Below are 26,547 nucleotides of genomic sequence, written 5' to 3' on the forward strand. Positions count from 1 at the left end.
CGTTCGCTCCTGTCGTCGGGGACGACACGAGCATCGTCTGCCGACGGCGACAGCGGGAGCCGCGGCGACCGGTCTGGGGACAGCGACGACCTTGTGGACGCAGATCGGACCGACGACGGACGCAGGGTCAGGACCCAGCACCGCCCGTACGAGCCACGTGGACCGTCAGGCGCGGTGTCCGAGCGCGGTCGCGAGTCCCACGCGCGCCTGCTCGTACGCGCCGAGCTCGGCGTCGATCGGGTCGAGCACGCGCTCCTGGGCCACGTCGGCCACGACCTCGTGCATCGCGTCGGCGAGACCGTGTGCGCGTCGGGACGCCGACGACTTCGCAGCGACGGTCGCGACCAGCGCCAGCACGAGCCCGACCACCAACCCCCCGACGGCGAGCAGGACCGGCACGCCGATCCCCGCAACCGTCGGCATGTCGGCATCACCGGTGATCTCGGCGCCCGCGACCGCGAGCAGCCAGAGCGCACCGCCGACCGTGGCGATCAGCGCCAACCACTGGATGACGTTGAACAGGCCCCACCACATCGGCGGGCGGCCGAGGGAAGGACCGTCGGCCGCGATCCGCTTCTCCAGCTCGTCGGCCAGGTCGGCGTTCGGGGACACGACCCGCCGGCGCAGCGCCTGGAACCACGGCGAGCTCAGCCCGACCGACGCCCGGTCGACCACGGCACGGACCGCCACATCGGTCGCCGACCGCTGGAGCCGCACCGGAGCCTCGTCGTCGGAGAGCGCCGAGACGGCCGCCGGCGGGCTCGTCCGGGACCGGCCGAACATCCGCAGCGGAGGCCAGGTCGTCTTCGAGACCGCCTTCGAGACCAGCGACTTCTCCATCTCGTCGGCCACGGCGTCGATCCCGGCGGCGTCGACCAGCGCTCCGACGAACTGGTCGCGGTCGGAGTCGGTCAGGCCGATCGCCGGGGCGTCACCGCTGGCCTGCTGCAGCGCCCGCGCCGCGTGGTCCACGTCGGCGCCGATGCGGGTGCCCGCAGCCTGCTTGTCGCGGATCTTCCGGACCAGGGCGCGCTTGAGGTCGTCGACGCCGTCGCCACGGGCCGCGGACACCGCGAACACCCCGACGTTCGGGAGGCCGTCCTCTGCGAGCAGGCGCCGTACGTCCTGCAACGTGCTGTCCCACTTCTCGGTGGGGATCTTGTCGATCTGGTTCAGGACGATCATCGTCACGTCCGCGTGCCGGGCGAGCGGCCGCAGGTAGCGCTCGTGCACGGCCGCGTCCGCGTACTTCTGCGGGTCCAGCACCCACACCAGCACGTCGGCGTACTGCACGAGGCGGTCCACCTCCAGGTGGTGGGAGACCTCGGTCGAGTCGTGGTCGGGGAGGTCGAGCAGCACGAGCCCCTCGAGGTTCACCTCGTCCGGCACGACGCCGAGCTGGCTGCCGAGCGACATCTGCTGGCGCTCCGGGATGCCCATCCACTCGAGCAGGTCGCGGGCCTGGCCGCCGCCCCATGCGACCGCCATCGCCCACGAGGTGGTCGGCCGGCGCACGCCCACGGCGGACAGCTCGACGCCAGTGATCGCGTTGAACAGCGACGATTTGCCCGACCCGGTCGCACCCGCGAGCGCGACCACGGTGTGGTCGCTGGAGAGCCGCAGCCGGTCGCGGGCGCGTCCCACGACCGTGCCGGCCTCGGCGACGACCGCGTCGTCGATGCGTCCGGTCGCGGCCTCGGTCGCTCGGGCGAGCCCGTCGACGCGTGCAGCAAGGTCGCCGCCGGTCGAGCTGAAGAGCGGCGCGGGAGGTGTGGAGTTCACGTCAGGTTGTCCCAGTCGTCGGGGATCAGGTCGCGGTGGCGGGCGTCCTCTGCGGACCGCGCCGCCGACCGGATACTAGCGGCAGCGTCGGGCGATGCCGCCGTCCGAGACAGCGCGTCGTAGAAACGCTGACGTTCTCCGACCAGGACGGTCCCCGCCCGCCTGAGGAGATCTTCCTTCGCGGTCTGCAGGAGATGCTCGGAGGAGTCCCCGAAGGTCTCCGCGAGCAGGTCGCGCGCGGCCGCGCCGCCGCTGTGGTGCGCGTCCTCACGGGTCGCGAGCTCGTTGAGCACCGCCACGGCCAGGGTGATCGCGGCGCCGTGGGTGCCCAGCGCCAGGAACCGCGCCGATGTCTTGCGCTCGCTCCCGGTCGACCGGACGATCTCGGTGCACGCCTCGACCCAGTCCTGCGAGACACGCTCCGCACGCGCCCGTACGGTCCGGGTCGCCCGCTCCAGCTCACGATCCCCGCCACGCAGCAGCGCGGCGCCCGCTTGGTTCTCCTCCCACGCCTGGTACGCGGCGTGGGCACCGGCCTCGGCCTGCTCGAGGAGCAGCAGCTCGACGTTCGTCGCCAGGGCCTGCTGGACCTCCGCGACCCGCGTCCGGCGGCCGCGCACGCTGTCGACGATGCGGTCGCGGATCCGGCCCATCCGGTCGTCGACGCCGCGACCCATGTCGCCGCCGACGAAGTCGCGCCATCGCGCCGCGAGCTCGCCGTGCATCAGGGTCCCGTCGGAGACGGACTTGTCGAAGGCCGCCTCGGCGCCGGTGTAGGCACGGTCCACGTCCTCGACGAGGCTGGCGGTCACCGCGCCCTGCTCGGCGACCAGGTCGGCCACGTCGAACGCGGCGAAGACGATCTTGCGCACGGCACCGTCGAGCGTCTGCGCGACCACGGCAGCGCGCACCTCGGGGTCCCCCGCGAGGTCGTGCAGCCAGCTGAGGATGGGAGCGACCGCGCTCGGCGGCAGCAGGCCCTCGCTGTCGACGCTGGACTCGAGCACGGTGAACAGCGGCGAGTCCTTCAGTCCGCGCGCCGTGAGCATCCGGGCCAGGTGGCCGCGCACCTCCCCCATCGACTCCGTCGACGTGCGGTCGAGCACGATCGCGACGGCGGCGCTGCGGTCCGCGGCCTCACGGAGGTAGTCCCACGGCACCTGGTCGGCGTACCGGGCGGCGGAGGTGACGAACAACCAGAGGTCCGCGGCCGCCAGCAGCTCGCCGGCCAGACGACGGTTGCTCTCCTCGACCGAGTCGACGTCGGGCGCGTCCAGGATCGCCAGCCCACGGGGCACCGTGTGCGCGGCGACGAGCGTCAACGAGCGGGCGTCGTTGGTCTGGCTCGCCGTCCGGGCGAGGTCGGGAAGGATCCGGTCCGGCTGGAACCACTCCGCGTCGTCCGGATGGTGGACCAGCACCGCGGAGCGGGTCGTCGGGCGCAGCACGCCGGACTCCGTGACCGCCCGTCCGATCAGGGAGTTGACCAGGGTCGACTTGCCGGCTCCGGTCGAGCCGCCGACGACGGCCAGCAGCGGCGCGTCCTGCTGGACGAGCCGCGGCAGGACGTAGTCGTCGAGCTGCGTGACGAGGGCCTGGCGGGCGTCGCGACCGTCCTGCGCGCCCGGGATCTCGAGTCCGAGGGCAGCACCGCTCAGCTCGGCACGCAGCTTCAGAAGTGCGGCGAGCAACGTCGCGGTAGAGCCGTCCGTCGACACTCGAACCTCCGCTGGACAGTGTACGGGCGCGTGCGGGCACCTCGGCGCCCATGGCAAACCTTAGTGGAGCGTTCCTGAAGCGTCGCACGGGCGAGCCGCTCACGCAGGACGGACGTGGTGGGGCTCACCACGGCCCCCCGCGCGACGGAGGCTCCGCCTGGGGCGGGACCGGCGTGGGCGGCGGCGCGGTCGGCGGCGGCCAGGCCGCGGGCGGCACAGGAGGTGCTCCGGGCGGTGCGCCGTACGGGCCAGGTGCCCCTGCCGTCGGATACAAGGCCCCGGCCTGCGGCGCGGGCGGAGCGTACGGCGGGTAGCCCGGCGCGACCGGCTGGGCGGAGAAGCGCATCGGCGGCGGCAGCACGACGTACGGCCGAAGGGCGCGCATCACGCCGAGCAGCTGCTCGACCCGGACCCGGGCCTGCGGCTTGGGTCTCCCCTCCAGGATCCCCGCGTGCAGGAACGCGGTCGTGACCGCGTCGCGCTGGTAGCGGCGGGTCGCGCGCGAGGCGACGTCGCCGCCGCGCTCCCGCGCGTACGTCACGGCCTTGCGACGGTACGCCGGGGCTGCGATGAACGGGATCTCGTCGGGGACCATCCAGCCGCGCCGGGCCAGATCGGTCAGCGCGCGCGCCAGGAAGCGCCCCTGCCGGCTCCGCGCCAGCACCGCCAGGACGATCAGCCCGGCGAGCAGCCCACCGACGAGCACGTACACGACGAGGAACCATGCGCCTTCGTCGAAGGACGCGCCGGCGTTCCACAGCCCGTGGAGCAGGATGCTGCCGACCAGCCCGCCGACCCAGAGCAGGACCTTGAGCGGCTTGGAGCGCACGGTGACCGCGATCCCGACGGCGATGCCGAACGCCGCAGTGAACATCGGGTGCGCGAACGGGCTCATGATCCCGCGCAGCACGAACGTCATCGTCGTCGCGAACGGCCCGTCGATCGTGGTCTCGTCGATCCCGACGTACGAGCCCGCGTAGTAGCCGACGTTCTCGACGAACGCGAACCCCAGACCGACCAGGCCCGCGAAGACGAGACCGTCGACCAGCCCGTCGATCACGCGGCGCATCCGTACGAACGTGAGGACCAGGAAGAGGGCCTTCGCCGGCTCCTCGGTCAGCGGCGCCACCACCGTCGCCATCACGGGCAGGCTCGGGCTCCACAGCCAGTCGATCGTCAGCTGCGCCGCCAGAGCGATCGAGACCGCTCCGACGCCACCCCACACCACCGCCGCGAGCTTGTAGTGCCACGGCTCCGGCTCGTAGCGGTCGAGCCAGAAGAAGCACGCGAGCAGCGCGGGCAGCGGCAGCAGCGCGTACAGGAGGCTCAGGCCGCTGCCCCGCGCGTCGCCGGAGGTGATCGCGAAGAAGCCGGCCCCGACGACGCCGACCGCCGCCATCACGAACATCAGGGCGACGAGCACGACGTGGCCGCGCTGGCGCATCGGGTCGGGCAGGTCAGGCAGGAGGACGGGCGCCGCGGCGGCCGCGGCCGGCTGCGGGGGCGGTGCGGCACGCCACGGTTCGGACACACCGACACCCTAGCCAGCGGCCAAGACCGTCACGCCGCCGTCCGGAAGTGCGGCATACTGGCGCCCGTCCGCGCCCGTAGCTCAGCTGGACAGAGCAGCGGCCTTCTAATCCGCCGGTCGCAGGTTCGAATCCTGCCGGGCGCACCGATTCGGCGGCGCCGGACGGCTTCCGGCGCCGCCGACCCGGCACCCGTCCGTACGTGCGGGCGCGGCCGGCACCCGGACGTACGGGTGGCTCAGTCGCTCAGCCGGGCGGACAGGACGACCTCCGGCACGGCGGCGAGCGCCTTGCTGACCGGGCACCCGGTCTTCGTCTCCTCGGCGACCCGGTCGAAGTCGTCGGCGCTGATCCCCTCCGCCGACACCGTGACGTCGAGCGCGATCCTCGAGATCTTCAGCCCGCCCTGCTCCTCGTCCGGACCGACCGTGACGTCGGCCGTGATGGATGTGGCCCCCGGCGTACCGCCGGCCTTCTCGATCCCACCCGACAGTGCCATCGCGAAGCACGAGGCGTGCGCGGCCGCGATCAGCTCCTCGGGACTGGTGACGCCACCGGCCTCGTCGGCGATCCGCCGTGGGAAGGAGACGTCGAACGTGCCCACGTGCGAGCTGTCGAGACTGACCTGCCCCGACCCGTCCTGAAGACCACCGGTCCACTGCACCGTTGCACTGCGCGTCGCCATCGCCTGCTCCTCTCGTTGGATGGACGTGAGGGCGCGGGGATCCGCGGCCCGAACCCCACCGTACGAACGAACGCCCGGCCGCGCAGACGGCTCGGGGCCGTGCGCGACCGGGCGTCGGTCAGAGGCGCGTCACTGCTCCGCGGTGCCGCCCGCCTCCTGGATCGCCTGCTGGATGTCCTCGGTGCCCGGGACCGTCGGGTTGCCGTCGGCGTCCTCGGGCCCGTTGACGGTCGTCCCCTCGACCCACACGGTCGGGGTGCCCGACAGCGTGTTGCCCTCGGAGTCCTCGTCCTCGAACGCCTGCTTGGTCGCCTCACCCTCCGGCGACGCCCAGTCGCGGAACGGACGCCCGCGGATGCAGTCGGCCGCCTCCGGGGTGCCGGACTCCTCCGCGAACTGGACGAAGTCGGACGCGTCGAGGTTGCCGCCCTCGGCGGGCTGGTTCTCGTAGGCCAGCGTCGCGAAGGTGCGGTACGCCTCGGCGCCGCCCTCCTCGAACACGCACATCGAGGCAGCGAGCGCGTCCGAGGAGTACTCGGTCAGGAAGGACACGGGCCGGAACTCGACCTCGATGGTGCCGGCAGCGACCTGCTCGTCGAGCCACACACCGGTCGAGGCCTCGAACGACTTGCAGTGCGGACACGCGAAGTCCTCGAACAACGTCACCTGGACCGGATCACCACCGGCCGTACCACCCGCGTCGGAGGAACCGCCAGAACCACCCGCGTCCTCCGCGGTGTAGAGCACGCCGTTGCCGTCGGTCAGACCCTCCGGAGCCCGGGTCGCCACGTCCGCGTTGTTGTCGATCGCCGTCTTCACAGCGAACCCGGCACCCGCGATCACCGCCACCACCGCCACCACGATCACCGCGGTGATGATGTTGCGGCGCCGCTTCTCCTGCCGCTCCCGCTCCTTGCGCATCTGCTCAGCGCGCGCCTGCCGTGCGCGCTTGTCGTCCTTGCTGGCCACGGGCAGACAGTAGCGGCGGCCCGGGGTCATCCGAGCCATCCGTGCGTGCAGGCCGAAGGCGTGCGTGACGCGTTCGTCGGCGGTCGGGACTAGGGTGATGTGTCGTGATGGACAGGCTGGTGTGGATCGACTGCGAGATGACCGGGCTCGACCTCGAGAACGACGCGCTCATCGAGGTGGCGGCCGTCGTGACCGACTTCGAGCTGCAACCGCTCGGCGAGGGCGTGGACGTCATCATCAAACCGCCGGCCGGAGCGGTGGAGCAGATGGGCGACGTCGTCACGCAGATGCACACCTCGTCGGGCCTGCTCGCCGAGCTCGACGGCGGCACGAGCATGGACGAGGCCCAGCAGCTCGTCCTGGACTACATCCGTGAGCACGTTCCGGAGGCGGGCAAGGCCCCGCTCGCCGGCAACACAGTCGGGACGGACCGCGCGTTCCTCGCGCGCGACATGCCCGAGCTGGAGGCGCACCTGCACTACCGGATCGTCGACGTCTCGTCGATCAAGGAGCTGTCGCGGCGGTGGTACCCGCGGGCGTACTTCAACTCCCCGGAGAAGAACGGCAACCACCGTGCGCTCGCCGACATCCTGGAGAGCATCGAGGAGCTCCGGTACTACCGTGAGGCCGTCTTCGTCCCGCAGCCGGGCCCGGACAGCGACACCGCCAAGGCCCTCGGGGAGAAGTACGCGGGGTCGCTCACCGGGAAGGGCGCGGAGGGCGGGACCCAGGATTCGGACCCCGCAGACTGACCCGGTATGCTTTCTACGCCGCACGCGGTGATGCCGCGGTGCGCGCGGTGGGTGTAGCTCAGTTGGTAGAGCACCGGCTTGTGGTGCCGGTGGCCGCGGGTTCAAGTCCCGTCATCCACCCCCACGCGAAGGCCCGGAATCCGTACGGACTCCGGGCCTTCGGCATGTCCGGCCGTCAGGGTGTCGCAGCGGGTGTCGCGGGGCTGAGCGGGAGCGTGCGGGGGCTGACGAACCGCCGCGGCGAACCGTCGACCGGGTCGGTGAACGCCAGCTCGCTCGCGAGCAGCTGGAGCGGACGCGCGAAGTCGTCCACGTCGACGTCGAGCACCTCGGGATAGAGCGGGTCGTCGACGATCGGGATCCCGAGCCCGTGCAGGTGCGCCCGCAGCTGGTGCGTGCGCCCGGTCAGCGGCTCGAGCCGGTACACCCCGAGATCGCCGATCCGTCGCTCCAGCGAGACCTGGGTCTCGGCGTTCGGGACCACGCCCTCCACGACCTCCACCTGGAACGTCCCGCGCCGCTTGACCAGATGGTTGCGGACCACGGTGGGCAGCTCCAGACCCGGCCGTACGGGAGCGAGCGCGCGGTAGACCTTCTGCGCCTCGCGCCGTTGGAAGAGCAGCTGGTACGGGCCGCGCCACCGCCGTTCCGTCGCGAGCACCAGCACACCCGACGTGACCCGGTCGAGCCGGTGCAGCGGGGACAGGTCCGGCAGGTCGAGCTCCTCGCGGAGCCGTACGACCACGCTCTCGCGCACGTGCCGCCCACGCGGGATCGTCGACAGGAACGCCGGCTTGTCCACCACGACCAGCCGTTCGTCGCGGTGCAGGAGCTCGACCCGGCCCGGCACGACGGGCTCGTCGCGCAGGTCGCGGTGGAACCACACGAACGAGTGCGGGCGGTACGGATCGTCGTCGCGGACCCGATCCCCGGCGTCGTCGACGAACCGGCCCTCGGCGAGCAGACCGTCCACGTCGACGCGTTCCGGGAGCCGCTGACGGAGCCACTCCCCCATGCTGGTCCACGGCGCGGGCGCAGCCGGGTCGCGGTCCGGCGTCCGCAGCCACACGGCGCGCAGGCCGTGGCGAGGCGGGAGCGGGGAACGCGGCGGCACCCGTCGATCGTAGGCGCGACAGCACCACGCGCACGTACGACCCGACGCGCCCACGCTGCCGTGCGGCGCGCGAGGCGTACGGGTCCGTGAGACCGTGACGGGATCGGCGAGGGGAGACGACGATGTCCGACCGGACCTACGAGATCATCGCGTTGGCGATCTACTTCGCCGGGATGATCGCCATCGGGTACTACGCCTACCGCCAGACCTCGGACCACGAGGGCTACATGCTGGCCGGTCGCAACCTCCCGTCCTGGGCCGCCGCGCTCAGTGCCGGTGCGTCCGACATGTCGGGGTGGCTCATGATGGGCCTGCCGGGCGCGATCTACGTGGCCGGGCTGATCGAGTCGTGGATCGCGATCGGGCTCACGGTCGGCGCGTACCTGAACTGGCGTCTGGTCGCCCCGCGGCTGCGCGCGTACTCCGAGGTCTCGCGGAACTCCATCACCATCCCGAGCTTCTTCGAGAACCGCCTGCGCGACCACACCCACCTGCTGCGCATCGCGTCGGCCGTCATCGTGCTCGTGTTCTTCACGTTCTACGTGTCGTCCGGCATGGTGGCCGGCGGCGTCTTCTTCGAGAGCTCGTTCGACTCCCCGTACCTCGCCGGGATGCTGCTGGTCGCCGGCGTGACGCTCTCGTACACGCTGTTCGGCGGGTTCCTCGGCGCCTCCCTCACCGACGTCGCCCAGGGCGTGATGATGATGGTCGCGCTGGTCGTCGTCCCGATCCTCGCGATCGCCGAGCTCGGCGGACCGGCCGACACGCTCGACGCGATCCGCGCCGTCGACCCGGACCACCTGTCGATGCTGGCCGGCGAACCGCTGACGTGGGCCACGTTCGTCAGCATCGTCTCCGCAGCCGCCTGGGGCCTCGGCTACTTCGGCCAGCCGCACATCATCGTGCGCTTCATGGCCCTGCGGAACCCGGCCGCCGCCACCAGCGCCCGCCGGATCGGGATGACCTGGATGATCATCTCGCTGATCGGCGCGGTGACCGCCGGCCTGGTCGGGGTCGCGTACTTCGCCGAGACCGGTGCCGAGCTCGGCGACCCCGAGACGGTGGTCCTGACGATGTCGCAGCTCCTGCTCCACCCGCTCGTCGCCGGGTTCGTGCTGGCCGCCGTCCTCGCCGCGATCATGAGCACGATCTCGAGCCAGCTGATCGTGTGCTCGTCGGCGCTCGTCGAGGACCTGTACAAGCTCGCAGCGAAGACGCCGCCCGCCCCCCGCACCCTGATCCTGCTCGGACGCAGCTGCGTGCTGGCCGTCGCGGTCGTCGCGGCGCTGCTCGCGATCGAGCCCGGCGACACGATCCTCGAGCTCGTCGGGTTCGCGTGGGCCGGGTTCGGCGCATCGTTCGGACCCGCGATCCTGCTGTGCCTGTTCTGGCGTCGCCTCACGAACATCGGCGCCGCCGCAGGCATGGTCGCCGGTGCGGTCACCGTCTTCGCGTGGGACGCGTGGGGGACGGACCTGTACGAGATCGTGCCCGGCTTCCTCGTGAACCTCGTGGTCGCCGTCGTGGTGAGCCTGATGACCTACCGCGACAACCCCGAGATCGATGCCGAGTTCGACCAGGCGGCCTCGCTGGTCGACAAGCGCGCGAAGACGGCGGCGTAGGAGTCGGGCCGCTGGTGGTCTTCGTAGCCGGCTACGGAGTTGCGCACCGGGCCACGGAGGTTTCCCGCGTCGAGTCGGGGATTGCGTAGCCGGCTACGGAGTCCGACTCGGCCGCGCGGTGCGGTGCGGGATTGCGTAGCCGGCTACGGAGTTGCGCACTGGGCGACGACGGTTTCGCCAGCCAGGTGCAGGTCATCCCGGTTGGCTACGGAGTCTGCGCCGGCCGGGCGACCGGTACGACGTCGGCCGCGCCCATCCGTGCCGCATCGGCCGTCTCGTCGTCCGGCATGGTCTGGCTCTGCCGTTCGGCGTCGACGCGCGCGACGTAGTGCTCGATCTCGCGCTCGATCTGCTCCGGACCCCACCCGAGCGGTCCGGCGATCAGCGCGGCGACCTCCGCGCAGCAGTCCGTACCGCGGTCGAACGTCTCGATCGAGATCCGCGTGCGCCGGGTCAGCACGTCGTCGAGGTGCCGCGCCCCCTCGTGCGTGACCGCGTAGACGACCTCGGCCCTCAGGTAGTCGTCGGACGCGCCGAGCGGATCCCCCAGCGACGGATCGGCCGCGATCAGGTCGAGCACCTCGGTCACCATCGTCCCGTACCGCCGCAGCAGGTGCTCGATCCGCGCCACGTGCAGACCGGCCGACCGCGCGAGCAGGCGCCGGCGGTTCCACAGCGCCCCGAAGCCGTCGGCCCCGAGCAGCGGCACCCGCTCGGTCACGCACGGCGGGATCGACCGCGCGAGTCGGACGTCGAGGGCGTTCGCGGCCGCGTCGACGGCGTCGCGGGCCATCACGCGGTACGTGGTGTACTTCCCGCCGGCGACCACCACCAGACCCGGCACCGAGTGCGAGACGGCGTGCTCGCGGGACAGCTGCGACGTCGCCTCCGACTCCCCCTCGAGCAGCGGCCGCAGCCCCGCGTACACACCCTCGACGTCGTCGGGCGTCAGCGGCGTCACGAGGACGGTGTTGACGTGGTCGAGGATGTAGTCGATGTCGCGACGGCTCGCGGCCGGGTGGTCCTTGCTCAACGACCAGTCCGTGTCCGTCGTGCCGATGATCCAGTGCCGCTTCCACGGGATCACGAACAGCACCGACCTCTCGGTCCGCAGGATCAGCCCGGACTCGCCGTGAATCCGGTCGCGCGGCACGACCAGGTGCACGCCCTTGCTCGCCCGCACGTGGAACTGGCCGCGCTCCGCCGCCAGCGCCTGGGTCTCGTCCGTCCACACCCCCGTCGCGTTGACGACCTGCGCGGCGTGGATCGCGAACGACTCCCCCGACTCCAGGTCGACCACCTCGACGCCGGTGACGCGCTCCCCCTCCCGAAGCATCCCGGTCACGCGCGTACGGCTCGCGACGTGCGCACCGTAGGACGCGGCCGTACGGGCGAGCGTCATCGTGTGGCGGGCGTCGTCGACCTGTCCGTCGTAGTACTCGATCGCACCGACCAGCGCATCCTTGCGCAGCGCCGGCATGCGCCGCAGCGCCCCACGCCGGCTCAGGTGACGGTGACGCGGGACGCCGCGCGACTGGCCCGACAGCCACGCCATCGAGTCGTACATCGCCACGCCCGTCCCGGCGTACACGCGCTCCCAGCCGCGGTGGGTCAGCGGGTAGAGGAACGGGACCGGCTCGACCAGGTGCGGCGCCAGCGTCTCCACCAGCAGCGACCGCTCCGCCAGCGCCTCCGCGACAAGCGCGACGTCGAGCATCTCGAGGTAGCGCAACCCGCCGTGGATCAGCTTCGAGGAGCGGCTCGACGTGCCCGACGCGAAGTCCCGCGCCTCCACCAGCCCGGTGACCAGCCCCCGGGTCGCGGCGTCCAGCGCACAGCCGGACCCGACGACACCGCCCCCGATCACGAGCACGTCGAGCGGCTCGTCCGTCGTCGCCCGCAGGGCGTCCAGAGCGGCGGCACGCTGGCGCGGCCCGAGCGCGACCGGCCGCACTCAGTCCACCTCCACCCAGTCGAGGGTGCGTTCGACGGCCTTCTTCCAACGGCCGTACGCCTCCGCGCGCCGCTCGTCGTCCCACTGCGGCGACCAGCGCTTCGACTCGGCCCAGTTGCTGCGCAGCTCGTCCTTGCTGGACCAGAACCCGACCGCCAGCCCCGCGGCGTACGCGGCGCCGAGCGCCGTCGTCTCCGCGACCACCGGGCGGCTCACCTCGACGCCGAGGACGTCGGCCTGGATCTGCATGCACAGCTCGTTCTGGGTCACGCCGCCGTCGACCTTGAGCACGTCGAGCTCGATCCCGGCGTCGGAGACCATCGCCTCGGCGACGTCGCGGGACTGGAAGCAGATCGCCTCGAGCGTCGCGCGGGCCAGGTGGGCGTTGGTGTTGAACCGCGACAGTCCGACGATCGCGCCGCGGGCGTCGGAGCGCCAGTACGGGGCGAACAGCCCGGAGAACGCCGGCACGAAGTACACGCCACCGTTGTCCTCGACCTGACGCGCGAGCGCCTCCGACTGGGCCGCGCCGGAGATGATCCCGAGCTGGTCGCGCAGCCACTGCACCGCCGATCCCGTGACCGCGATCGACCCCTCGAGCGCGTAGTGCACGGGCTCGCCGTCGAACTGGTACGCCGGCGTGGTCAGCAGCCCGGCCTCGCTGCGGACCAGGGTCTCGCCGGTGTTCAGCAGCATGAAGTTGCCGGTGCCGTAGGTGTTCTTCGCCTCGCCGGACTCGAAGCACACCTGCCCGACCATCGCCGCCTGCTGGTCACCGAGGATCCCGGTCAGCGGGACCTCGCCGGCGAACGGACCGTCCTCGCGCGTCGTGCCGTACGGGTCGCGCACCGACGAGGGCCGGATCTCGGGCAGCATCGAGGCCGGGATCCCGAAGATCTCGAGCAGCTCGTCGTCCCAGTCGAGCGTCTCGAGGTTCATCAGCATCGTGCGGCTCGCGTTCGTCACGTCGGTGACGTGGACGCCCCCGCGGCGACCGCCCGTGAGCTGCCAGGTGAGCCAGCAGTCGGTGGTGCCGAAGATCGCGTGCCCCGCCTCCGCGTCCTCCCGGACGCCGGGGACGTTCTCCAGCAGCCAGGCGATCTTGCCGCCGGCGAAGTACGTCGCGGGCGGCAGACCGGCCTTGCGCCGGATCACCTCCCCGTACCCCTCCCGCTCGAGCCGGGACGCGAGCTTGTCGGTCCGGGTGTCCTGCCAGACGATCGCCGGGTAGTACGGCCGGCCGGTGCGTCGGTCCCAGACGACCGTGGTCTCGCGCTGGTTCGTGATCCCGACCGCGGCGAGGTCGTCGGAGCCGAGTCCGGCCTTGGCCAACGCCGTCTGCACCACGGCGCTGGTGCGCTCCCAGATCTCCAGCGGGTTGTGCTCGACCCAGCCGGCCTGCGGCAGGATCTGCTCGTGCTCGAGCTGGTGACGCATCACCTCCGAGCCCGCGTGGTCGAAGATCATGAACCGCGTGCTCGTCGTCCCCTGGTCGATCGCACCCACGTAGTCGGCCATGCGTGCCGTTCTACCGCATCGGGCGGCTCTGCGCGGGGACCCGCCGGTCGAGGTCGAGCGGAGCGAGGATCGAGACCCGACGCTCGGGGTCTCGATCGCTCGCTACGCTCGCGCCTCGACCGACGGTGCCGAGACTGCGCTCGCGCCTCGACCGACGGTGCCGAGACTGCGCTCGCGCCTCGACCGACGGTGCCGAGACTGCGCTCGCGCCTCGACCGACGGTGCCGAGACTGCGCTCGCGCCTCGACCGACGGTGCCGAGACTGCGCTCGCGCCTCGACCGACGGTGCCGAGACTGCGCTCGCGCCTCGACCGACGGTGCCGAGACTGCGCTCGCGCCTCGACCGACGGGTGCCCGGCTACCGCCCGCGGGTCCGCAGGCCGAAGCCGTACGGGTACAGCGGGTCGTAGTCGGCGTCCCCGACGTTGATCGGCTCCTGCTCGACGCTGCGCGGCCAGCTGACCGACAGCTTGCCGGTGAACCGCTTCGTGCCGAACAGCACGTCCGCGACGCCGGCGCCCTCGCTGCCGGGCAGCCACCCGGCGACGAGCCCGTCGATCTGGCGGAGCAGCGCCGGTTGGATCTCCAGCGGTCGCCCGGAGATCACGATCACGACGCACTGCGCGGCACCGGAGCACACGGTCTCGACGGCCTGCTGGTCGGCCTCGGACAGCTTCATGTCCTTGACCGGCCGCGGAACGCCGTTGTCGCCGGGGTCCCACGCCCACTGCGGACCGCCGACGTCACCGAAGCCCTCGGCGTACGGCGTCTCGCCGACGACCACGACACCGGTGGCGTTGCGCGGGACGGGTTCCGACGCGTCCTCGCTGACCACGATGTCGTCGCGACGGCTGGCGTCCTCGATCCCCTCGAGGATCGTGGTGCCGGGGAACTCGTGGTACGAACCGCCCTGCCACGTGAGCGTCCAGCCACCGGCCTGGTTGCCGAGGTTGTCGGCGTTGCTGCCCGCGACGTACAGCCGCTGGTTCTTGCGCAGCGGCAGTGCGGACCCGCGGTTCTTCAGCAGCACCTGGGACTTCGCGACGGCCGTGCGCGCGACCTTGCGGTGCTGCGCGGAGCCGATGTCGTCGGCGTGACGCCGGTCGGTGTACGGCTGCTCGAACAGCCCCAGCTCGAACTTGGCGGTGAGGATGCGCCGGACGGCGTCGTTGATCCGCGCCATCGGGACGCGTCCCGCCTCGACCTCCTCGGTCAGGGCGGTGATGAACTCGCGGAACGACGCGGGCTCCATCGCCATGTCGATCCCGGCGTTGACGGCGGTGCGGACCTGGGTGTTCCAGTCACCGGGGAGCTGGTGGATCGCCTCCCAGTCGCTGATCACGAAGCCGTCGAAGCCCCAGCGCCGCTTGAGCTGACCTGTGAGCAGGCCGCGGTGGGCGGTCATCTTCGTCGGGTTGCCGACGCCGTCGTTGGTCCAGTCGACGGAGGAGAACGACGGCATCACCGAACCGGCGCCGTACTTCTGCAGCGCCGGCAGGTACGGCGACAGCGCGAGCTCGGCGAACTCCCGTCTGCTCACGATCGCGATGCCCTGGTCGATCGGGTAGTCGCCGGAGCCGGTCCCGTACTGCGTGAGGCCGTCGCCTGCGTAGTGCTTCGGCGTGGCGAGCACACGGTCGGCGCGGTCGAGCTGGCCCTCGCGTCCCTGGAGCCCACGGACGCCGACGGCCATCCGCGCGACCAGCTTCGGTGACTCGCCGAAGCTCTCGTACGTCCGGCCCCACCGGTCGTCGCGGGCGACGCACAGGCACGGCGCGAAGTTCCACTGCGGTCCGGTGGCGCGGGTCTCCTCGGCGGTGATGTGGGCGATCTTCTCGACCAGCTTGGGGTCGCGGGTCGCGCCCAGGCCGATGTTGTGCGGGAAGACGGTGGCGCCGTAGAGGTTGGCGTGCCCGTGCACGGCGTCCACGCCGTACAGCACGGGGATCTCGAGACGGGTCTGGAGTGCGGCGTCCTGGAAGGTGTCGACCATGTCGGCCCAGCCCTCGGGGGTGTTGTCCTCGGGGACGGAGCCGCCACCGGAGAGCACGCTCCCGAGGCCGAGCTCGGTGACGACGGTGGGGTCGGACAGGTTGGCCCGCTCGGCCTGGGTCATCTGGCCGATCTTCTCCGCGAGGGTCATCCGCGAGAGGAGGTCGGCGACGCGCTTGCGGGTGGGCAGGCGCGGGTCGAGGTACGCGGGGCCGCTCCTCGCGGCGTCCGCGGTGCTGGTGGTGGCGGCGTTCGTGCCGGCGCTGGTGGTGGCCGGAGCCGAGGCGGTGCCGGCGGCGACGAGTCCGGCGACGAGGGCCGCGGCGGCGCCGACGATGACGGCGGTACGGCGGCGTGGTCGTCCGTTCCTGGGTGGTGCGGTGGTGCGAGATGGGGTGTCCATGGGAGCCCTCCGCTCGATCGACTGTGATCTAGGTCATACCCACAGCGATCGAATATTGCGGAGCGAGCAACTTACCGCAAGTGCTGAATTTGTTGGATTGAACGGGCGATGTCGACGCTTGCCTACGGCCCCGGCGGTTGAGGAATCTCCAGATCGAGCTGCGTCAGGAATGCGGCCGCGGCCGGGGTCGGGCGGTGCCGGCTCCACGCGACGTACTCGTCGCGCACGGGGGCGTCGTCGACCGGCACCGTCCGTACGCCCGGGAGCGTCGCCGCGTACGCAGCGGGGAGGAACGCGACGCCGAGCCCTTCGCTGACGAGCCGCCCCGCGAGGTCGCCGGTCGTGACCTCGAAGGCGACGTGCCGCGTCACCCCGGCGGCGGCGAAGGCGACGTCGGACTGCAGCCGGCCCGGCGTCCCAGCCGAGAAGTCGACGAACGGGTGGTCGGCGAGCGCGGCCAGGTCCGTCCGGTCGACGTCGGCGAGCGGGTGGTCCGGCGCGAGCACGGCGACCAGCTCACCGCGTCCCAGCCGCCGGCTGCGGACGCCGGCAGGCTCGACCGCTGGCGGCAGGCCGAGGAACGCGACGTCGATCGCGGCGGCGGCGATCTGCGTCGCGAGCTCCTCGCTCCCTCCCGTGCGCAGGCTGACGTCGACCCGGGGGTGGGCGTCGCGGAACCGACGGACCGCCGCGGGGATGTCCGCCGCGGTCACCGTCGGGATCGCCCCGAGCCGCAGCCGCCCCGACACCTCCCCCGACGCCGCGCTCGCCTCGCGCGGGCCCGTTCCGCGGCCTCCACCGAGGCCCGCGCGTCCGGCAGGAACGCCTCTCCGGCCGCGGTCAGCAGGACGCGTCGGCTGGTCCGGTCGAACAGTCTCGCGCCGATCTCGCGCTCCAGCTTCGCGACCTGGTGACTGAGGGCGGACTGCACGACGTGGCACTGCTGCGCGGCGCGGGTGAAGCTGCCGGTCTCGGCGATCGCGATCACGTAACGCAGCTGCTGGAGGTCCACGAATCCATCGTGGATCACGATCGTAGCCGTGACAAGAATGCGTTGGATTCATGACCTTGACCGCCGCACGCTGGAGGCATGACCCGGTCTCGATCGTTCGCTCCGCTCACGCCTCGACCACCGGCCCCCGGACTCCCGTCGGTCGAGGCCGAGCGCAGCGAGGACGCACCCCCGTCGGCCGAGGCCGAGCGCAGCGAGGATCGAGACCCCGGACTCCCCATCCCCTCCCGTACCCTCCTGCTGCTGATGGCGGCGTCCACCGGCCTGTCGGTCGCGGGCAACTACATCGCCCAGCCGCTGCTCGAGCTGATCGCTCACGATCTCGGGCTCACGACCACGACCGCAGCGCTGATCGTGACGATGAGCCAGGTCGGGTACGCGGTCGGGCTGCTGCTGCTCGTCCCGCTCGGCGACCTGGTCGAGCGACGCGGACTGGCCGTCGCGCTCTTCGCCGGGACCACCGTGTCGTTGCTCGCCTCGAGCGTCGCGCCGGGTGGAACCGTGCTGCTCGCGACGACGGCGCTCACGGCGCTGTTCTCGGTCGCGGCGCAGGTCGTGGTGCCGTTCGCGGTCACGCTGGCCACGCCGGAGCGACGCGGCCGGGTCGTCGCGACGGTCATGAGCGGGCTGCTGCTCGGGAGCATCCTGTCCCGTCCGGTCGCGGGCGCGATCGGGGAGGTCGCCGGCTGGCGCGCGGTGTACGCCGTGCTGGCCGTGGGCGTGGCCGCGATCGGCGCCGCGCTGTGGCGACGTCTCCCGCGCCTGCGCACGCCGGCCGCGATCCGCTACCCGCGCCTGATCGGGTCCACGCTCGCTCTGCTCGTCGCGCAGCCCGTCGTACGGCGTCGGTCGGTGATCGGGGCGCTGTCGCTGGCGTCGTTCAACGTGTTCTGGACCGCCCTGACGTTCCTGCTCGCTCGGAGGTACGGACTGTCGGAGACGGTGATCGGGATGTTCGGGCTGGTGGGGCTCGCCGGGGTGGTCGCGACCCCGATCGCGGGCCGCCTGGTCGACGCCGGCCGGCTGCGTACGGTCACGGTCGGATCGGCGGCGCTGCTCGCGGGCGCGTGGCCGATGATCGCGCTCGGCGGCGGTTCGCCGGCGTGGCTCGTCGCGGGAGCACTCGTCCTCGTGGTCGGTCAGACCGCACTGATGAACGCCAACCAGAACGCCGTCCTCGGCCTCGACCCAGCGCTGCGCAACCGGGTCAACTCGGCGTTCATGACCGCGTTCTTCGCCGGCGGCGCGCTGGGGTCCGCGGCGACGCCGCTGGCGTGGACGCTGGCCGGGTGGCCCGCGGTCAGCGCGCTCGGGGGTGCGCTGGCCGCGGCCGCCCTCGCGACGGCAGCAGCGACCAGCTCCCCCGGCGCGGCTGTCAGGCGTCGGGGGTGGAGCCTCCGACGTCGCCGTGCGGGACGTGCTGAGCCGGGATCTGCCCGAACCGCCCCTTGTTGAAGTCCTCGTACGCGGCGAGCACCTCGGCCTTCGTGTTCATCACGAACGGCCCCGCCCACGCCACGGGCTCGCGGATCGGCAGGCCGCCGAGGATCACGACCTCGAGCGACGGGTGGCGCGACTCCTGGCGCGGATCGGCGGCCACGGTGATCGTCTCGCCTGGTCCGAGCACGGCGAGCTGGCCCGTACGCAGCGGGCGGCGCGCGGCGGAGACCGTACCGTCGCCCGACATCACGTAGACCAGAGCGTTGAAGTCCGCGCGCCACGGGATCGTCATCGACGCACCGGGCGAGACGCTCGCGTGCACCATCGCCATCGGCGTGTGCGTGCTGCCCGGGCCCGTGACGCCGTCGACGTCTCCGGCGATCACGCGGATCAGCGCGCCGGCGTCGTGGGAGGTCGCGAGCCCGACCTCCGAGCTGCGCAGGTCCTGGTAGCGCGGGGTGGCGAGCTTCTGCGTCTTCGGAAGGTTCACCCAGAGCTGGAGACCGTGGAACAGCCCGCCCTGCGCGACCAGCCACTCCGGCGGCGCCTCGATGTGCAGCAGGCCCGCACCGGCGGTCATCCACTGGGTGTCGCCGTCGGTGATCGAGCCGCCCCCGCCGTGGGAGTCGGCGTGGTCGAAGACGCCGTCGAGCATGTACGTCACCGTCTCGAACCCGCGGTGCGGGTGCCACGGCGTGCCCTTCGGCTCCCCGGGCGCGTACTCGACCTCGCCCATCTGGTCCAGATGGATGAACGGGTCGAGCGCGCGCAGGTCGACGCCCGCGAACGCACGGCGGACCGGGAAGCCCTCCCCCTCGTACCCGCTCGGTGCCGTCGTGATGGTGGCGACGGCGCGATCCTCGTGCTCGGGCACGGTGACGACGCGCGGCAGGACGGTCCAGTCGGGAGCGGTGACGGCGGGCATGACGGCCTCCTCGGTGTCGAACTCCAAGTTAGTTTAAGTCTGTACTATCCGCAACACCCAGGCAGCTCGCATGCATTCCCAGTCCCGCCGCCTCCGCGCTCCCGGCCGCCCGGGCGGGAGGAAGGCGTCCACGGCGCTCCCCCTCCGGAACGGATCTAGGCTGCTGCCATGGACTCCCCAGAGGTGGACACCCCCGCTGGTCGAGGCGCGAGCGCAGACGGCGACACCCCCGCTGGTCGAGGCGCGAGCGCAGCGAGTGATCGAGACCCGGTCCCCACCGACGCCGATGTCGTGATCGTGGGCGGCGGCCACAACGCGCTCGTCGCCGCGACACTGCTGGCCCGCGCCGGCCTCCGTACGACCGTGCTCGAGCGACTCGACCACACCGGCGGCGCCGCGGTGTCGCAGCGGCCGTTCGCCGAGGTGGACGCACGCCTGTCCCGGTACTCCTACCTCGTGAGCGTGATGCCGGACGGGCTGATCGCCGACCTCGGACTGAACGTCGAGCTCCGCTCCCGCGCCACCGCCTCGTACACCCCGTACGGCAGCGGCGGCCTCCTCGTCGAGACCCACGAAGGTGACGCGACCGCGCGGTCGTTCGCGGAGCTGACCGGCGGCGACCGGGAGTACGCGGCGTGGCGGGCGTTCTACGACGACGTGGCGCTGCTCGCCCGCGCGGTCGCGCCGACGATGCTCGACCCGCTGCTGCCCGCGACCGCGTTCCGCGACCAGGTCCCGCGCAACGTCTGGCACGACATCGTCGAGGCGCCGCTCGGTGCGACGATCGAGCGGCGGTTCCACGACGACCTCGTCCGCGGGGTCGTCGGAACGGACGCCCTGATCGGGACGTACGCGTCGCTGCACGACCCGTCGCTGATCCAGAACCGCTGCTTCCTCTACCACCTGATCGGCAACGGGACCGGAGAGTGGCGCGTCCCGGTCGGCGGGATGGGCGCGGTCACCGACGAGCTGAGGCGCGTCGCCGAACAAGCCGGCGCCCGGATCAGCACCGGGTGCGAGGTGACGTCGATCGACGCGGACGACGACGGCGTCCAGGCGCGCGGCGACGGGTTCGCGGTGCGCGGACGGTGGCTTCTCTCCGGAGTCGCACCGTACGTGCTGGCGGGGCTGCTCGGCGAGGAGCGCCCGCAGAAGCCGCAGGGTTCTCAGCTCAAGATCAACCTGCTCGTCGACCGGCTCCCCCGCCTGCGCAGCGGAGCCGACCCGACGGTCGCGTTCGCGGGCACCTTCCACCTCGGCGAGGCGTACTCGCAGGTCGAGCAGGCCTTCGCAGCGCCGTCACCGGACGTCGCGTGCGGCGAGCTGTACTGCCACACGCTCACCGACCGCTCCATCCTCGGGGCCGACCTCGCGGCGTCCGACGCGCAGACCCTCACGTACTTCGGCCTGCACTGGCCGGTCGACGCGTCGGGGCCCGAGGCGGCCGAACGTGGCTGGCGGTCGTTCGTCGCCGCGATGGACGAGCACCTCGCTGAACCGCTCGAGTCCGTGCTCGCGCACGACGCGGACGGTCGGCCGTGCGTCGAGGTGAAGACACCGACGGACGTCGAGCGCGACCTCGCGATGCCCGGCGGACACATCTTCCACGGCGACCTGCAGTGGCCCTGGCTCCCCGAGTCCGCACGTGCGTCGGACACGCCGCAGAAGCGGTGGGGCGTCGCGACCGCGCGGCCGCGGGTGCTGCTGTGCGGGTCCGGCGCCGTACGCGGTGGCGCGGTCAGCGGCCTCGGCGGGCACGACGCCGCGCGGGCCGTGCTGGACCTCGAGAGCTGAGCCGCGCCCGCCGGTCGAGCCGACGACACCCCGCCGGTCGAGCCCGTCGCTACCTCACGGAGTGCCGGCCATCGATCGAGGCGCGATCATGGCACCGTGCACCACGATGACGACGCCACTTCGCTGTGGTCCTACCGCTCGAGGCGATCGATCCTGTCGATCGGGTCCGACCGCTCCATCCTCTCGATCGGCTCGACCGGATCGGTCCTCTCGATCGGCTCCGCCGGATCCTTCGCCTCGGTGCTGTCGGTCGCGTCGTTCTGCTCGGTCCTCTCGGCCTTCTCCGCCGTCAGTGAGCGCTCGGGGTTCTCGTGGCACAGCCGGCGCGGATGGTTCGCAGCGGACGCGGGCCAGGCCTGCTGCGAACCCGACTCCGAGGGGTGACCGACGTCGCTCCCCCTCGATTTTGGGGCGGTTGGAGGCGACTGCTAGAGTTCCTACTGCTTCGGGCGACGGCCCAGAGGCACCACGCGCCATTAGCTCAATAGGCAGAGCAGCTGACTCTTAATCAGCGGGTTCGGGGTTCGAGTCCCTGATGGCGCACAACCGCATGTATGGCCTCGGCTGAGGGACGACGTTTCGTCTTCGGCCGGGGCCTTGCACGTTGTCGGGTGATTCCTGACAGGTGGTTCGGCTGATGGCTGACACCCAGACGCCCTAGGCCCTCGCCCGGAAGACGCTGTCCCAGGCGGCCCAGCACTTCTCCACGTACTCGCGCCGACCGTGAGCCAGACCGAACGCGAGATCCTCGAGCAGCCCGCATGCGGCGTAGAAACCGGCGCGCGGGGCGACGGTGTCAGGGTCGCCGCCGTGCGCCGAGTAGACCCTCATCGCGCGGGCGAGCGAGTCCCGCCCCAGGTCGCGTAGCAGCCGACCGACGTCGACCGCCGGATCGGTGATCGCGGCGTCGGACCAGTCGATGATCCCGGTGACTCGCGCGTCTCCCCCGTCGGCCGCGTCGACCAGCACGTGCTCGATCCCCAGATCGTTGTGCGTGAATCGAAGGCCGGTGGTCGGATCCGGCGCCGGTCGAGCGAGGAAGGCCCGGACGTCGGTGCGCTGACCTGATGTCAGCTCGTCGTCGACGACACCGGCGTGATCAGCAGCCTCGTCCCTCCACTCCGTCGGCGGTGTGGTGTCGGTCGGGACGACGTCCGCGAAGGTCGTCGGTGAGCAGGCGTGCAGCTCCGCGAGGGTGCGCGCCATCTCGTCCGTCGCCCTGCCCGTCATCATCGTGCTGCGGTCGGTGACGTCGATGAGCCGCCGCCCGGGAAGGGGACGCACGGTCAGAACACCGGGTACGGGCGCGACCGAGACCACCGTGGGGACCGGGACGGACACGCGAGCTGCCACGCGCCGCAGGAGCTCCGCATCGCGTTCGAGGTCGGGGTTGGGCGACGCCGGCCAGTCGAACGCGACGGTGGCGAGGTCGCCGTGGTCCCCGACGCGATAGGTACGGGTCTCGCCGCCGACGTCGTACAGCTGGACGTCGGCGACTCCCAGGACTGTCCGCAGAGTGTCCTCCTGCGCCTCCACCGACGACCGCATCCGTCGACCCTAGCCGGGGGGACGGGCGCGCCGCCGTCGCTGCGAGGCGACTGCCGGATGCGTCGAGGAGCGACCGAGCTGACGCCGCGCGACCCGGGTCGGCGACGTGTCCGCCTGCCTACGGTCGCAGCGATCGGGCGACCGGAAGGAGCCGGGGTGGCGAGGCGGGCAGCTCGGTGAGTCGCACGGAGCGCGCACCTGGTCCTGCTACGTCTCGGTTGCGGGACCGGAGGCGCGCGTACGTCAGCCTGGTCGCGCTCGCGGTCGCCGCGTTCGCCTTCAACACGGTCGAGATCCTGCCCGTCGGACTGCTTCCCGAGATCGCTGCGGGGCTGGGGTTGTCGCCTCCGCAGGCCGGCATGCTCGTCACGGCGTACGCGCTGACGATCGCCGTGGGAACGGTGCCGGTCGTCGCGGCGTCGACTCGCGTGCGTCGGCGGACCGTGATCCTCGGGGTGGTCGCCGTCCTCACGGTCGCCACGGTCGTGTTCGTGGTGGTTCCGGCGGTCGGCAGCGTCTTCGGCTCGAGGGTCGCGACCGCCGTGGCGCACGGAGTGATGTGGTCGCTGATGGGTCCGGCCGCCGTGGCGCCCTATCCCGAGCACCTGCGGGGGCGGGTGCTGTCCGTGCTCGCGACCGCGGGTGCCGCTGCGATCGTCGGCGGCTTGCCGGCAGGAACCTGGTTGGGAGGGCTGCTCGGATGGCGAGTCCCCTTCGTCGTCGTGGCGGTCCTGGGGATCGGGTCGGTCGCGATGCTCGCTGCCTGCCTGGACGACCACGACGACGCGCGCCCGGAGATCGGACGGGCCCGCTCGCGCGCGCCCGATGCCTTCGCGTTCGCTCTGGTGCTCGTCGTCCTCGCGGCGTCGGTGGCCGCCACGTTCACGGTCGTCACCTTCGTCTCGCTCCTTCCCGTCGACGGCGGGATCAACGGCGCCCGCCGCGCAGCCGTGCTCACGACGTTCGGGGTGAGCGGAGTCGCCGCGGCGGCTCTGCTCGGGCGCCTGCTGGACCGTCGACCCCGTGCCGCCTTCGCGCTCGCGCTCGGCCTGCAGGGAGGCGGGCTGATCGCACTGACGGCAGCCGCTGCGTGGGGACCTGCGCTCTGGCCGGGCGCCGCCCTGCTCGGGGCGGCCGCGACGACCGTCCCGCTGGTGTGCCAGTACGTCGTCTACGACCTGGCGCCGGCGCGGCTGGAGCTCGCGCTCGCGCTGGCCTCCCTGGCGTACAACGCAGGCGTGGCGCTCGGCGCCGGGCTCGGCAGCTGGGCGCTCCGCACCCACGCGAGCGACGCGCTCGTCCCGGCGTCGCTGGTGGTCTGGACCGCCGCGGCCGCGGTCTGCGCCGTTGCACGCCGACGCACGAGCATGCAGGCGATCACGGTGTCGCTTCTCGACGTACCGCGTGAGGACCGAGCCGAGTAGCGTCGCGACATGACGCACGTGGTGTCACCCTCCGAGCAGCGGACAGCCGTCGCGGTGGTCGCGCGTCTGATCGAGCGTCACTACGTGTTCGCACAGGACGCGCGGACCTACGAGGACGCACTCCGGGCAGGGGTCAGACTCGACGACACCGTGCCCGCGGCGGACTTCTGCCGTGCGGCGACCGAGGCGCTGCGCAGCATCGACCGCCACTTCGCCGTCACCTGGGGCACCTCTGAGACCGTCCTCCGCGTGACGACGACCCCCGACGACGGCCCGGCGATCACCGCCGACGTCGTCGGCAGCGTCGGCGTGCTCGCGGTGCGCGTCTTCGACGACGCCGACGCCCCGGCCGCCCGGGAGGTCGCCCGGGCCGCTGCCCAGGAGCTCGAGGGTTGCGCGTCGGTGATCGTCGACCTGCGCGCCAACCCGGGCGGGTGGCCGTCGATGGTGGAGTACCTCCTCGCGCCGTTCCTCGGCGCGCACCCCGTCCACGTCGTGACCTTCCGCAGCACGCGTGCTCCGGCCCGGATGGCGTGGACACGACCCGACCCGGACCTCCCGGACCTCTCACGCGTCCGCGTGATCGTCGTCGTCGACCAGCACACCGCATCGGCCGCAGAGAGCTTCGCGTACGCGCTGCAGACGACGGGCCGCGCCACCGTGGTCGGCGAGCGGACCGCGGGCGCGGCCAACCCCGTCGAGCTGTTCACGGATCCGACCGGGCCGGCGGTCTACATCCCGACGGGCGCGCCGATCGACCCCCGCAGCGGGACGAACTGGGACCACGTCGGCGTACGACCGGACGTCGGTGCACCGAGCGGCGACGCACTCGCCGTTGCGCGTGACCTGTCCACGGTCGCGGCCCCACCGTCGGGCTGACGACCACGTACCCGCGACGGCGGCGCGCGCCGACGACCGACGGGTTCCGGCCGCGATCCGCGCCGCAGGTGTCCGTGGTGGCGCGACCGCGCCCACGATGGCGGGAACCACGGTCCCGCTGCGGACGACCACGCCGTCCCACGGGGCTGTCCCTCCCACGAAGGACGCCCGCATGGAGCGACGGATCGTCACCGCCGTGGCGACGCGATCGTGCTCGCGCTGCTCCGTCCGCGCGCGTGGCACGCCGTGAGAGACCTCGCGCTGGTCGCCGCCGCTGCGTGCGCGTTGCTGCTGTACGTGGTGGTCGCCCCCACCTACCCCGAACACGAACCGCCGGTCCGCCCCACGTTGCGGTCGACACGGTGAGCTCCTGGCGAGGCTGCGGTCTACGACATCCCTAGCCGTCCCCCTGCTCCCCCAGCGCGCGGAGGCGCCACTGCGCCGGGGACGCGCCGTACGTCTCCCGGAACCGCCGCTGGAAGTGGCTCACGCTGCGGAATCCCCAGGCATGGGCGACGGAGCCGATCGGGACCCGGGCGAACCGGCGTGACGACAGCGTCCCTGCGACCCGTCGGAGCCGCCGCTCGATCACCCACTGCTCGAACGAGACCCCGGCTTCGGCGAAGCGCGCGTACGCGTACCGGCGCGAGACGTTCATCCGGGCCGCGAGGCTGTCGAGCGACAGGGACGGGTCGCGGAGATCGTCGTGCGCGAGGGCGAGGGCGCGCGTCACGAACGTGTCCGCGAACCGGTCCTTCACGTCGCGTCGCGGCGGCGCGGCGGAGATGAGCAGGGCGCGCAGGAGGTCGACGCCGGCGCGCTGTGCCGCCTCGGCCGCGAGCGGGTCGGCCGAGATCCGCTCGGCGTCGCGGAACAGGGCGGCGAAGAACCGCTGGGCGGTCCGGTAGAGCGGACTCCGCTCCAGGTTCCCCGCCCCGTCGATGATGACCTGCTGAGGCAGATCGAGGAGCTCGCGCGGCACCTGGAACAGCGTGCCCGTCCCGTGAGAGGGCTGACGGAAGCTCTGCAGCTGCTCGGAGTCGATCACCGACAGGTCCCGGGGTCCCACGACGGTGCGCCGGCCGAGGTAGTCGAGCTCGCCTCCGGAGACGATCGGCACGCTCAGAGCAGCGCCGCGGTTGCGCGCGATGGACTGGCGGTTACGGGTGAGGTGGAACCCGGTCGACTCGGTCGCCGCCACGGCGCACGCGCCCATGGGATAGAGGTCGAGCGTCGTGACCAGGCCGCCCGGAGCGTCGGTGTCGATGTGCTCGAGGCGGCTCGGGAAGAGGCTGCTCTCGTACGCGTCGTGCAGACGGTCCAGGGTCTCCGCCGGAGGCAGGGTGCGTGAGTCGAACAGCCGCATGGTGGACCGCCTTCAGCGTTCGGAGCGAGCGACGCGACAACGACCGGGGTTCACCGCAAGGTTGGTCCCTCCCCGCTGCACCGTCAAGACGTCCGAGGTGCGCGCCGGTCGTGCACGGAGA

21 protein-coding genes and 3 tRNA genes are annotated in these 26,547 nt (G+C 72.2%); 10 read left to right on the top strand and 14 right to left on the bottom strand.

Features of this window, described 5'->3' with window-relative positions:
• Positions 1-165: 165 nt before the first annotated feature.
• The 3 genes from CLV56_RS18320 to CLV56_RS18330 form a co-directional block, all read right to left on the bottom strand.
• Complete coding sequence (locus tag CLV56_RS18320; RefSeq protein WP_039339516.1) at positions 166-1,782, bottom strand: GTPase family protein; 1,617 nt, start codon at positions 1,780-1,782, stop codon at positions 166-168.
• The gene (locus CLV56_RS18325; protein WP_100415401.1) at positions 1,779-3,500 is read right to left on the bottom strand and encodes a GTPase family protein; all 1,722 of its coding nucleotides are present in this window, start codon (positions 3,498-3,500) and stop codon (positions 1,779-1,781) included. Before CLV56_RS18325 ends, CLV56_RS18320 begins: the two co-directional genes overlap by 4 nt.
• A 124-nt stretch (positions 3,501-3,624) precedes the next feature.
• Complete coding sequence (locus CLV56_RS18330) at positions 3,625-5,031, bottom strand: PrsW family intramembrane metalloprotease (protein WP_100415402.1); 1,407 nt, start codon at positions 5,029-5,031, stop codon at positions 3,625-3,627.
• A gap of 70 nt (positions 5,032-5,101) precedes the next feature.
• Here CLV56_RS18330 and CLV56_RS18335 point away from each other — a divergent pair.
• Positions 5,102-5,175, top strand: a tRNA-Arg gene (locus CLV56_RS18335).
• 92 nt (positions 5,176-5,267) lie between these two features.
• On the opposite strand, the gene CLV56_RS18340 is transcribed toward CLV56_RS18335, so the two are convergent.
• Positions 5,268-5,714 (bottom strand): OsmC family peroxiredoxin, encoded by a 447-nt coding sequence (locus CLV56_RS18340; RefSeq protein WP_039339514.1) that lies wholly within the window; start codon positions 5,712-5,714, stop codon positions 5,268-5,270.
• Positions 5,715-5,843: 129 nt separating this feature from the next.
• A complete protein-coding gene (locus tag CLV56_RS18345) occupies positions 5,844-6,683 on the bottom strand; it encodes a DsbA family protein (protein ID WP_157805219.1) in 840 nt (279 codons plus the stop codon).
• Positions 6,684-6,790: 107 nt separating this feature from the next.
• Here CLV56_RS18345 and orn point away from each other — a divergent pair, with 107 nt between their 5' ends.
• Positions 6,791-7,435: an oligoribonuclease gene (gene orn / locus CLV56_RS18350; RefSeq protein ID WP_211288193.1), complete on the top strand. Its 645-nt coding sequence runs from the start codon at positions 6,791-6,793 to the stop codon at positions 7,433-7,435.
• A gap of 46 nt (positions 7,436-7,481) precedes the next feature.
• Positions 7,482-7,559 (top strand) — tRNA-His (locus tag CLV56_RS18355).
• A gap of 51 nt (positions 7,560-7,610) precedes the next feature.
• Here CLV56_RS18355 and CLV56_RS18360 read toward each other — a convergent pair.
• Positions 7,611-8,450, bottom strand: a complete 840-nt coding sequence (locus CLV56_RS18360; RefSeq protein ID WP_211288224.1) for a pseudouridine synthase — start codon at positions 8,448-8,450, stop codon at positions 7,611-7,613.
• 221 nt (positions 8,451-8,671) lie between these two features.
• Here CLV56_RS18360 and putP point away from each other — a divergent pair, with 221 nt between their 5' ends.
• Positions 8,672-10,171, top strand: a complete 1,500-nt coding sequence (gene putP, locus CLV56_RS18365) for a sodium/proline symporter PutP (protein WP_039339508.1) — start codon at positions 8,672-8,674, stop codon at positions 10,169-10,171.
• A 205-nt stretch (positions 10,172-10,376) separates the two neighbouring features.
• On the opposite strand, the gene CLV56_RS18370 is transcribed toward putP, so the two are convergent.
• From CLV56_RS18370 to CLV56_RS21080, 5 genes are all read right to left on the bottom strand, one after another.
• Positions 10,377-12,125, bottom strand: a complete 1,749-nt coding sequence (locus tag CLV56_RS18370) for a glycerol-3-phosphate dehydrogenase/oxidase (RefSeq protein WP_039339506.1) — start codon at positions 12,123-12,125, stop codon at positions 10,377-10,379.
• Positions 12,126-13,643 carry a glycerol kinase GlpK gene (glpK, locus tag CLV56_RS18375; protein ID WP_039339504.1) on the bottom strand — a complete coding sequence of 506 codons (1,518 nt, stop codon included), beginning with the start codon at positions 13,641-13,643 and terminating at the stop codon, positions 12,126-12,128. It lies immediately after the preceding gene.
• 358 nt (positions 13,644-14,001) lie between these two features.
• Positions 14,002-16,038, bottom strand: a complete 2,037-nt coding sequence (locus tag CLV56_RS18380) for a glycoside hydrolase family 3 protein (protein WP_100415405.1) — start codon at positions 16,036-16,038, stop codon at positions 14,002-14,004.
• A gap of 122 nt (positions 16,039-16,160) precedes the next feature.
• Positions 16,161-16,751, bottom strand: coding sequence for a LysR substrate-binding domain-containing protein (locus CLV56_RS18385; RefSeq protein ID WP_245857988.1), 591 nt, complete (start codon positions 16,749-16,751; stop codon positions 16,161-16,163).
• The gene (locus CLV56_RS21080) at positions 16,748-17,050 is read right to left on the bottom strand and encodes a LysR family transcriptional regulator (RefSeq protein WP_211288195.1); all 303 of its coding nucleotides are present in this window, start codon (positions 17,048-17,050) and stop codon (positions 16,748-16,750) included. The genes CLV56_RS18385 and CLV56_RS21080 overlap by 4 nt, the downstream gene beginning before the upstream one ends.
• A gap of 78 nt (positions 17,051-17,128) precedes the next feature.
• On the opposite strand from CLV56_RS21080, the gene CLV56_RS18390 reads away from it, so the two are divergent.
• On the top strand, positions 17,129-18,505 hold the full coding sequence (locus CLV56_RS18390; protein ID WP_100415406.1) for an MFS transporter: 1,377 nt from the start codon (positions 17,129-17,131) through the stop codon (positions 18,503-18,505).
• On the opposite strand, the gene CLV56_RS18395 is transcribed toward CLV56_RS18390, so the two are convergent.
• Positions 18,426-19,415 carry a pirin family protein gene (locus CLV56_RS18395; protein WP_039339575.1) on the bottom strand — a complete coding sequence of 330 codons (990 nt, stop codon included), beginning with the start codon at positions 19,413-19,415 and terminating at the stop codon, positions 18,426-18,428. The genes CLV56_RS18390 and CLV56_RS18395 overlap by 80 nt on opposite strands.
• A 168-nt stretch (positions 19,416-19,583) precedes the next feature.
• On the opposite strand from CLV56_RS18395, the gene CLV56_RS18400 reads away from it, so the two are divergent.
• From CLV56_RS18400 to CLV56_RS18410, 3 genes are all read left to right on the top strand, one after another.
• On the top strand, positions 19,584-21,209 hold the full coding sequence (locus CLV56_RS18400; protein ID WP_100415407.1) for a phytoene desaturase family protein: 1,626 nt from the start codon (positions 19,584-19,586) through the stop codon (positions 21,207-21,209).
• Positions 21,210-21,305: 96 nt separating this feature from the next.
• Positions 21,306-21,593, top strand: a complete 288-nt coding sequence (locus CLV56_RS18405; RefSeq protein ID WP_100415408.1) for a hypothetical protein — start codon at positions 21,306-21,308, stop codon at positions 21,591-21,593.
• 86 nt (positions 21,594-21,679) lie between these two features.
• Positions 21,680-21,752: transfer RNA gene (locus tag CLV56_RS18410), tRNA-Lys, on the top strand.
• A gap of 114 nt (positions 21,753-21,866) precedes the next feature.
• On the opposite strand, the gene CLV56_RS18415 is transcribed toward CLV56_RS18410, so the two are convergent.
• Complete coding sequence (locus CLV56_RS18415; RefSeq protein WP_100415409.1) at positions 21,867-22,757, bottom strand: aminoglycoside phosphotransferase family protein; 891 nt, start codon at positions 22,755-22,757, stop codon at positions 21,867-21,869.
• 218 nt (positions 22,758-22,975) lie between these two features.
• On the opposite strand from CLV56_RS18415, the gene CLV56_RS18420 reads away from it, so the two are divergent.
• Together CLV56_RS18420 and CLV56_RS18425 are read left to right on the top strand one after the other, a co-directional pair.
• Complete coding sequence (locus tag CLV56_RS18420; RefSeq protein WP_157805220.1) at positions 22,976-24,181, top strand: MFS transporter; 1,206 nt, start codon at positions 22,976-22,978, stop codon at positions 24,179-24,181.
• A 9-nt stretch (positions 24,182-24,190) separates the two neighbouring features.
• The gene (locus CLV56_RS18425; protein ID WP_039339499.1) at positions 24,191-25,060 is read left to right on the top strand and encodes a S41 family peptidase; all 870 of its coding nucleotides are present in this window, start codon (positions 24,191-24,193) and stop codon (positions 25,058-25,060) included.
• 397 nt (positions 25,061-25,457) lie between these two features.
• Here the strand turns inward: CLV56_RS18425 and CLV56_RS18430 are convergent, their stop codons facing one another.
• Complete coding sequence (locus tag CLV56_RS18430; RefSeq protein ID WP_100415411.1) at positions 25,458-26,426, bottom strand: helix-turn-helix domain-containing protein; 969 nt, start codon at positions 26,424-26,426, stop codon at positions 25,458-25,460.
• Between the last annotated feature and the right edge of the window lie 121 nt (positions 26,427-26,547).

It is taken from the genome of Mumia flava, assembly GCF_002797495.1.
Taxonomy (GTDB): Bacteria; Actinomycetota; Actinomycetes; order Propionibacteriales; family Nocardioidaceae; genus Mumia; species Mumia flava.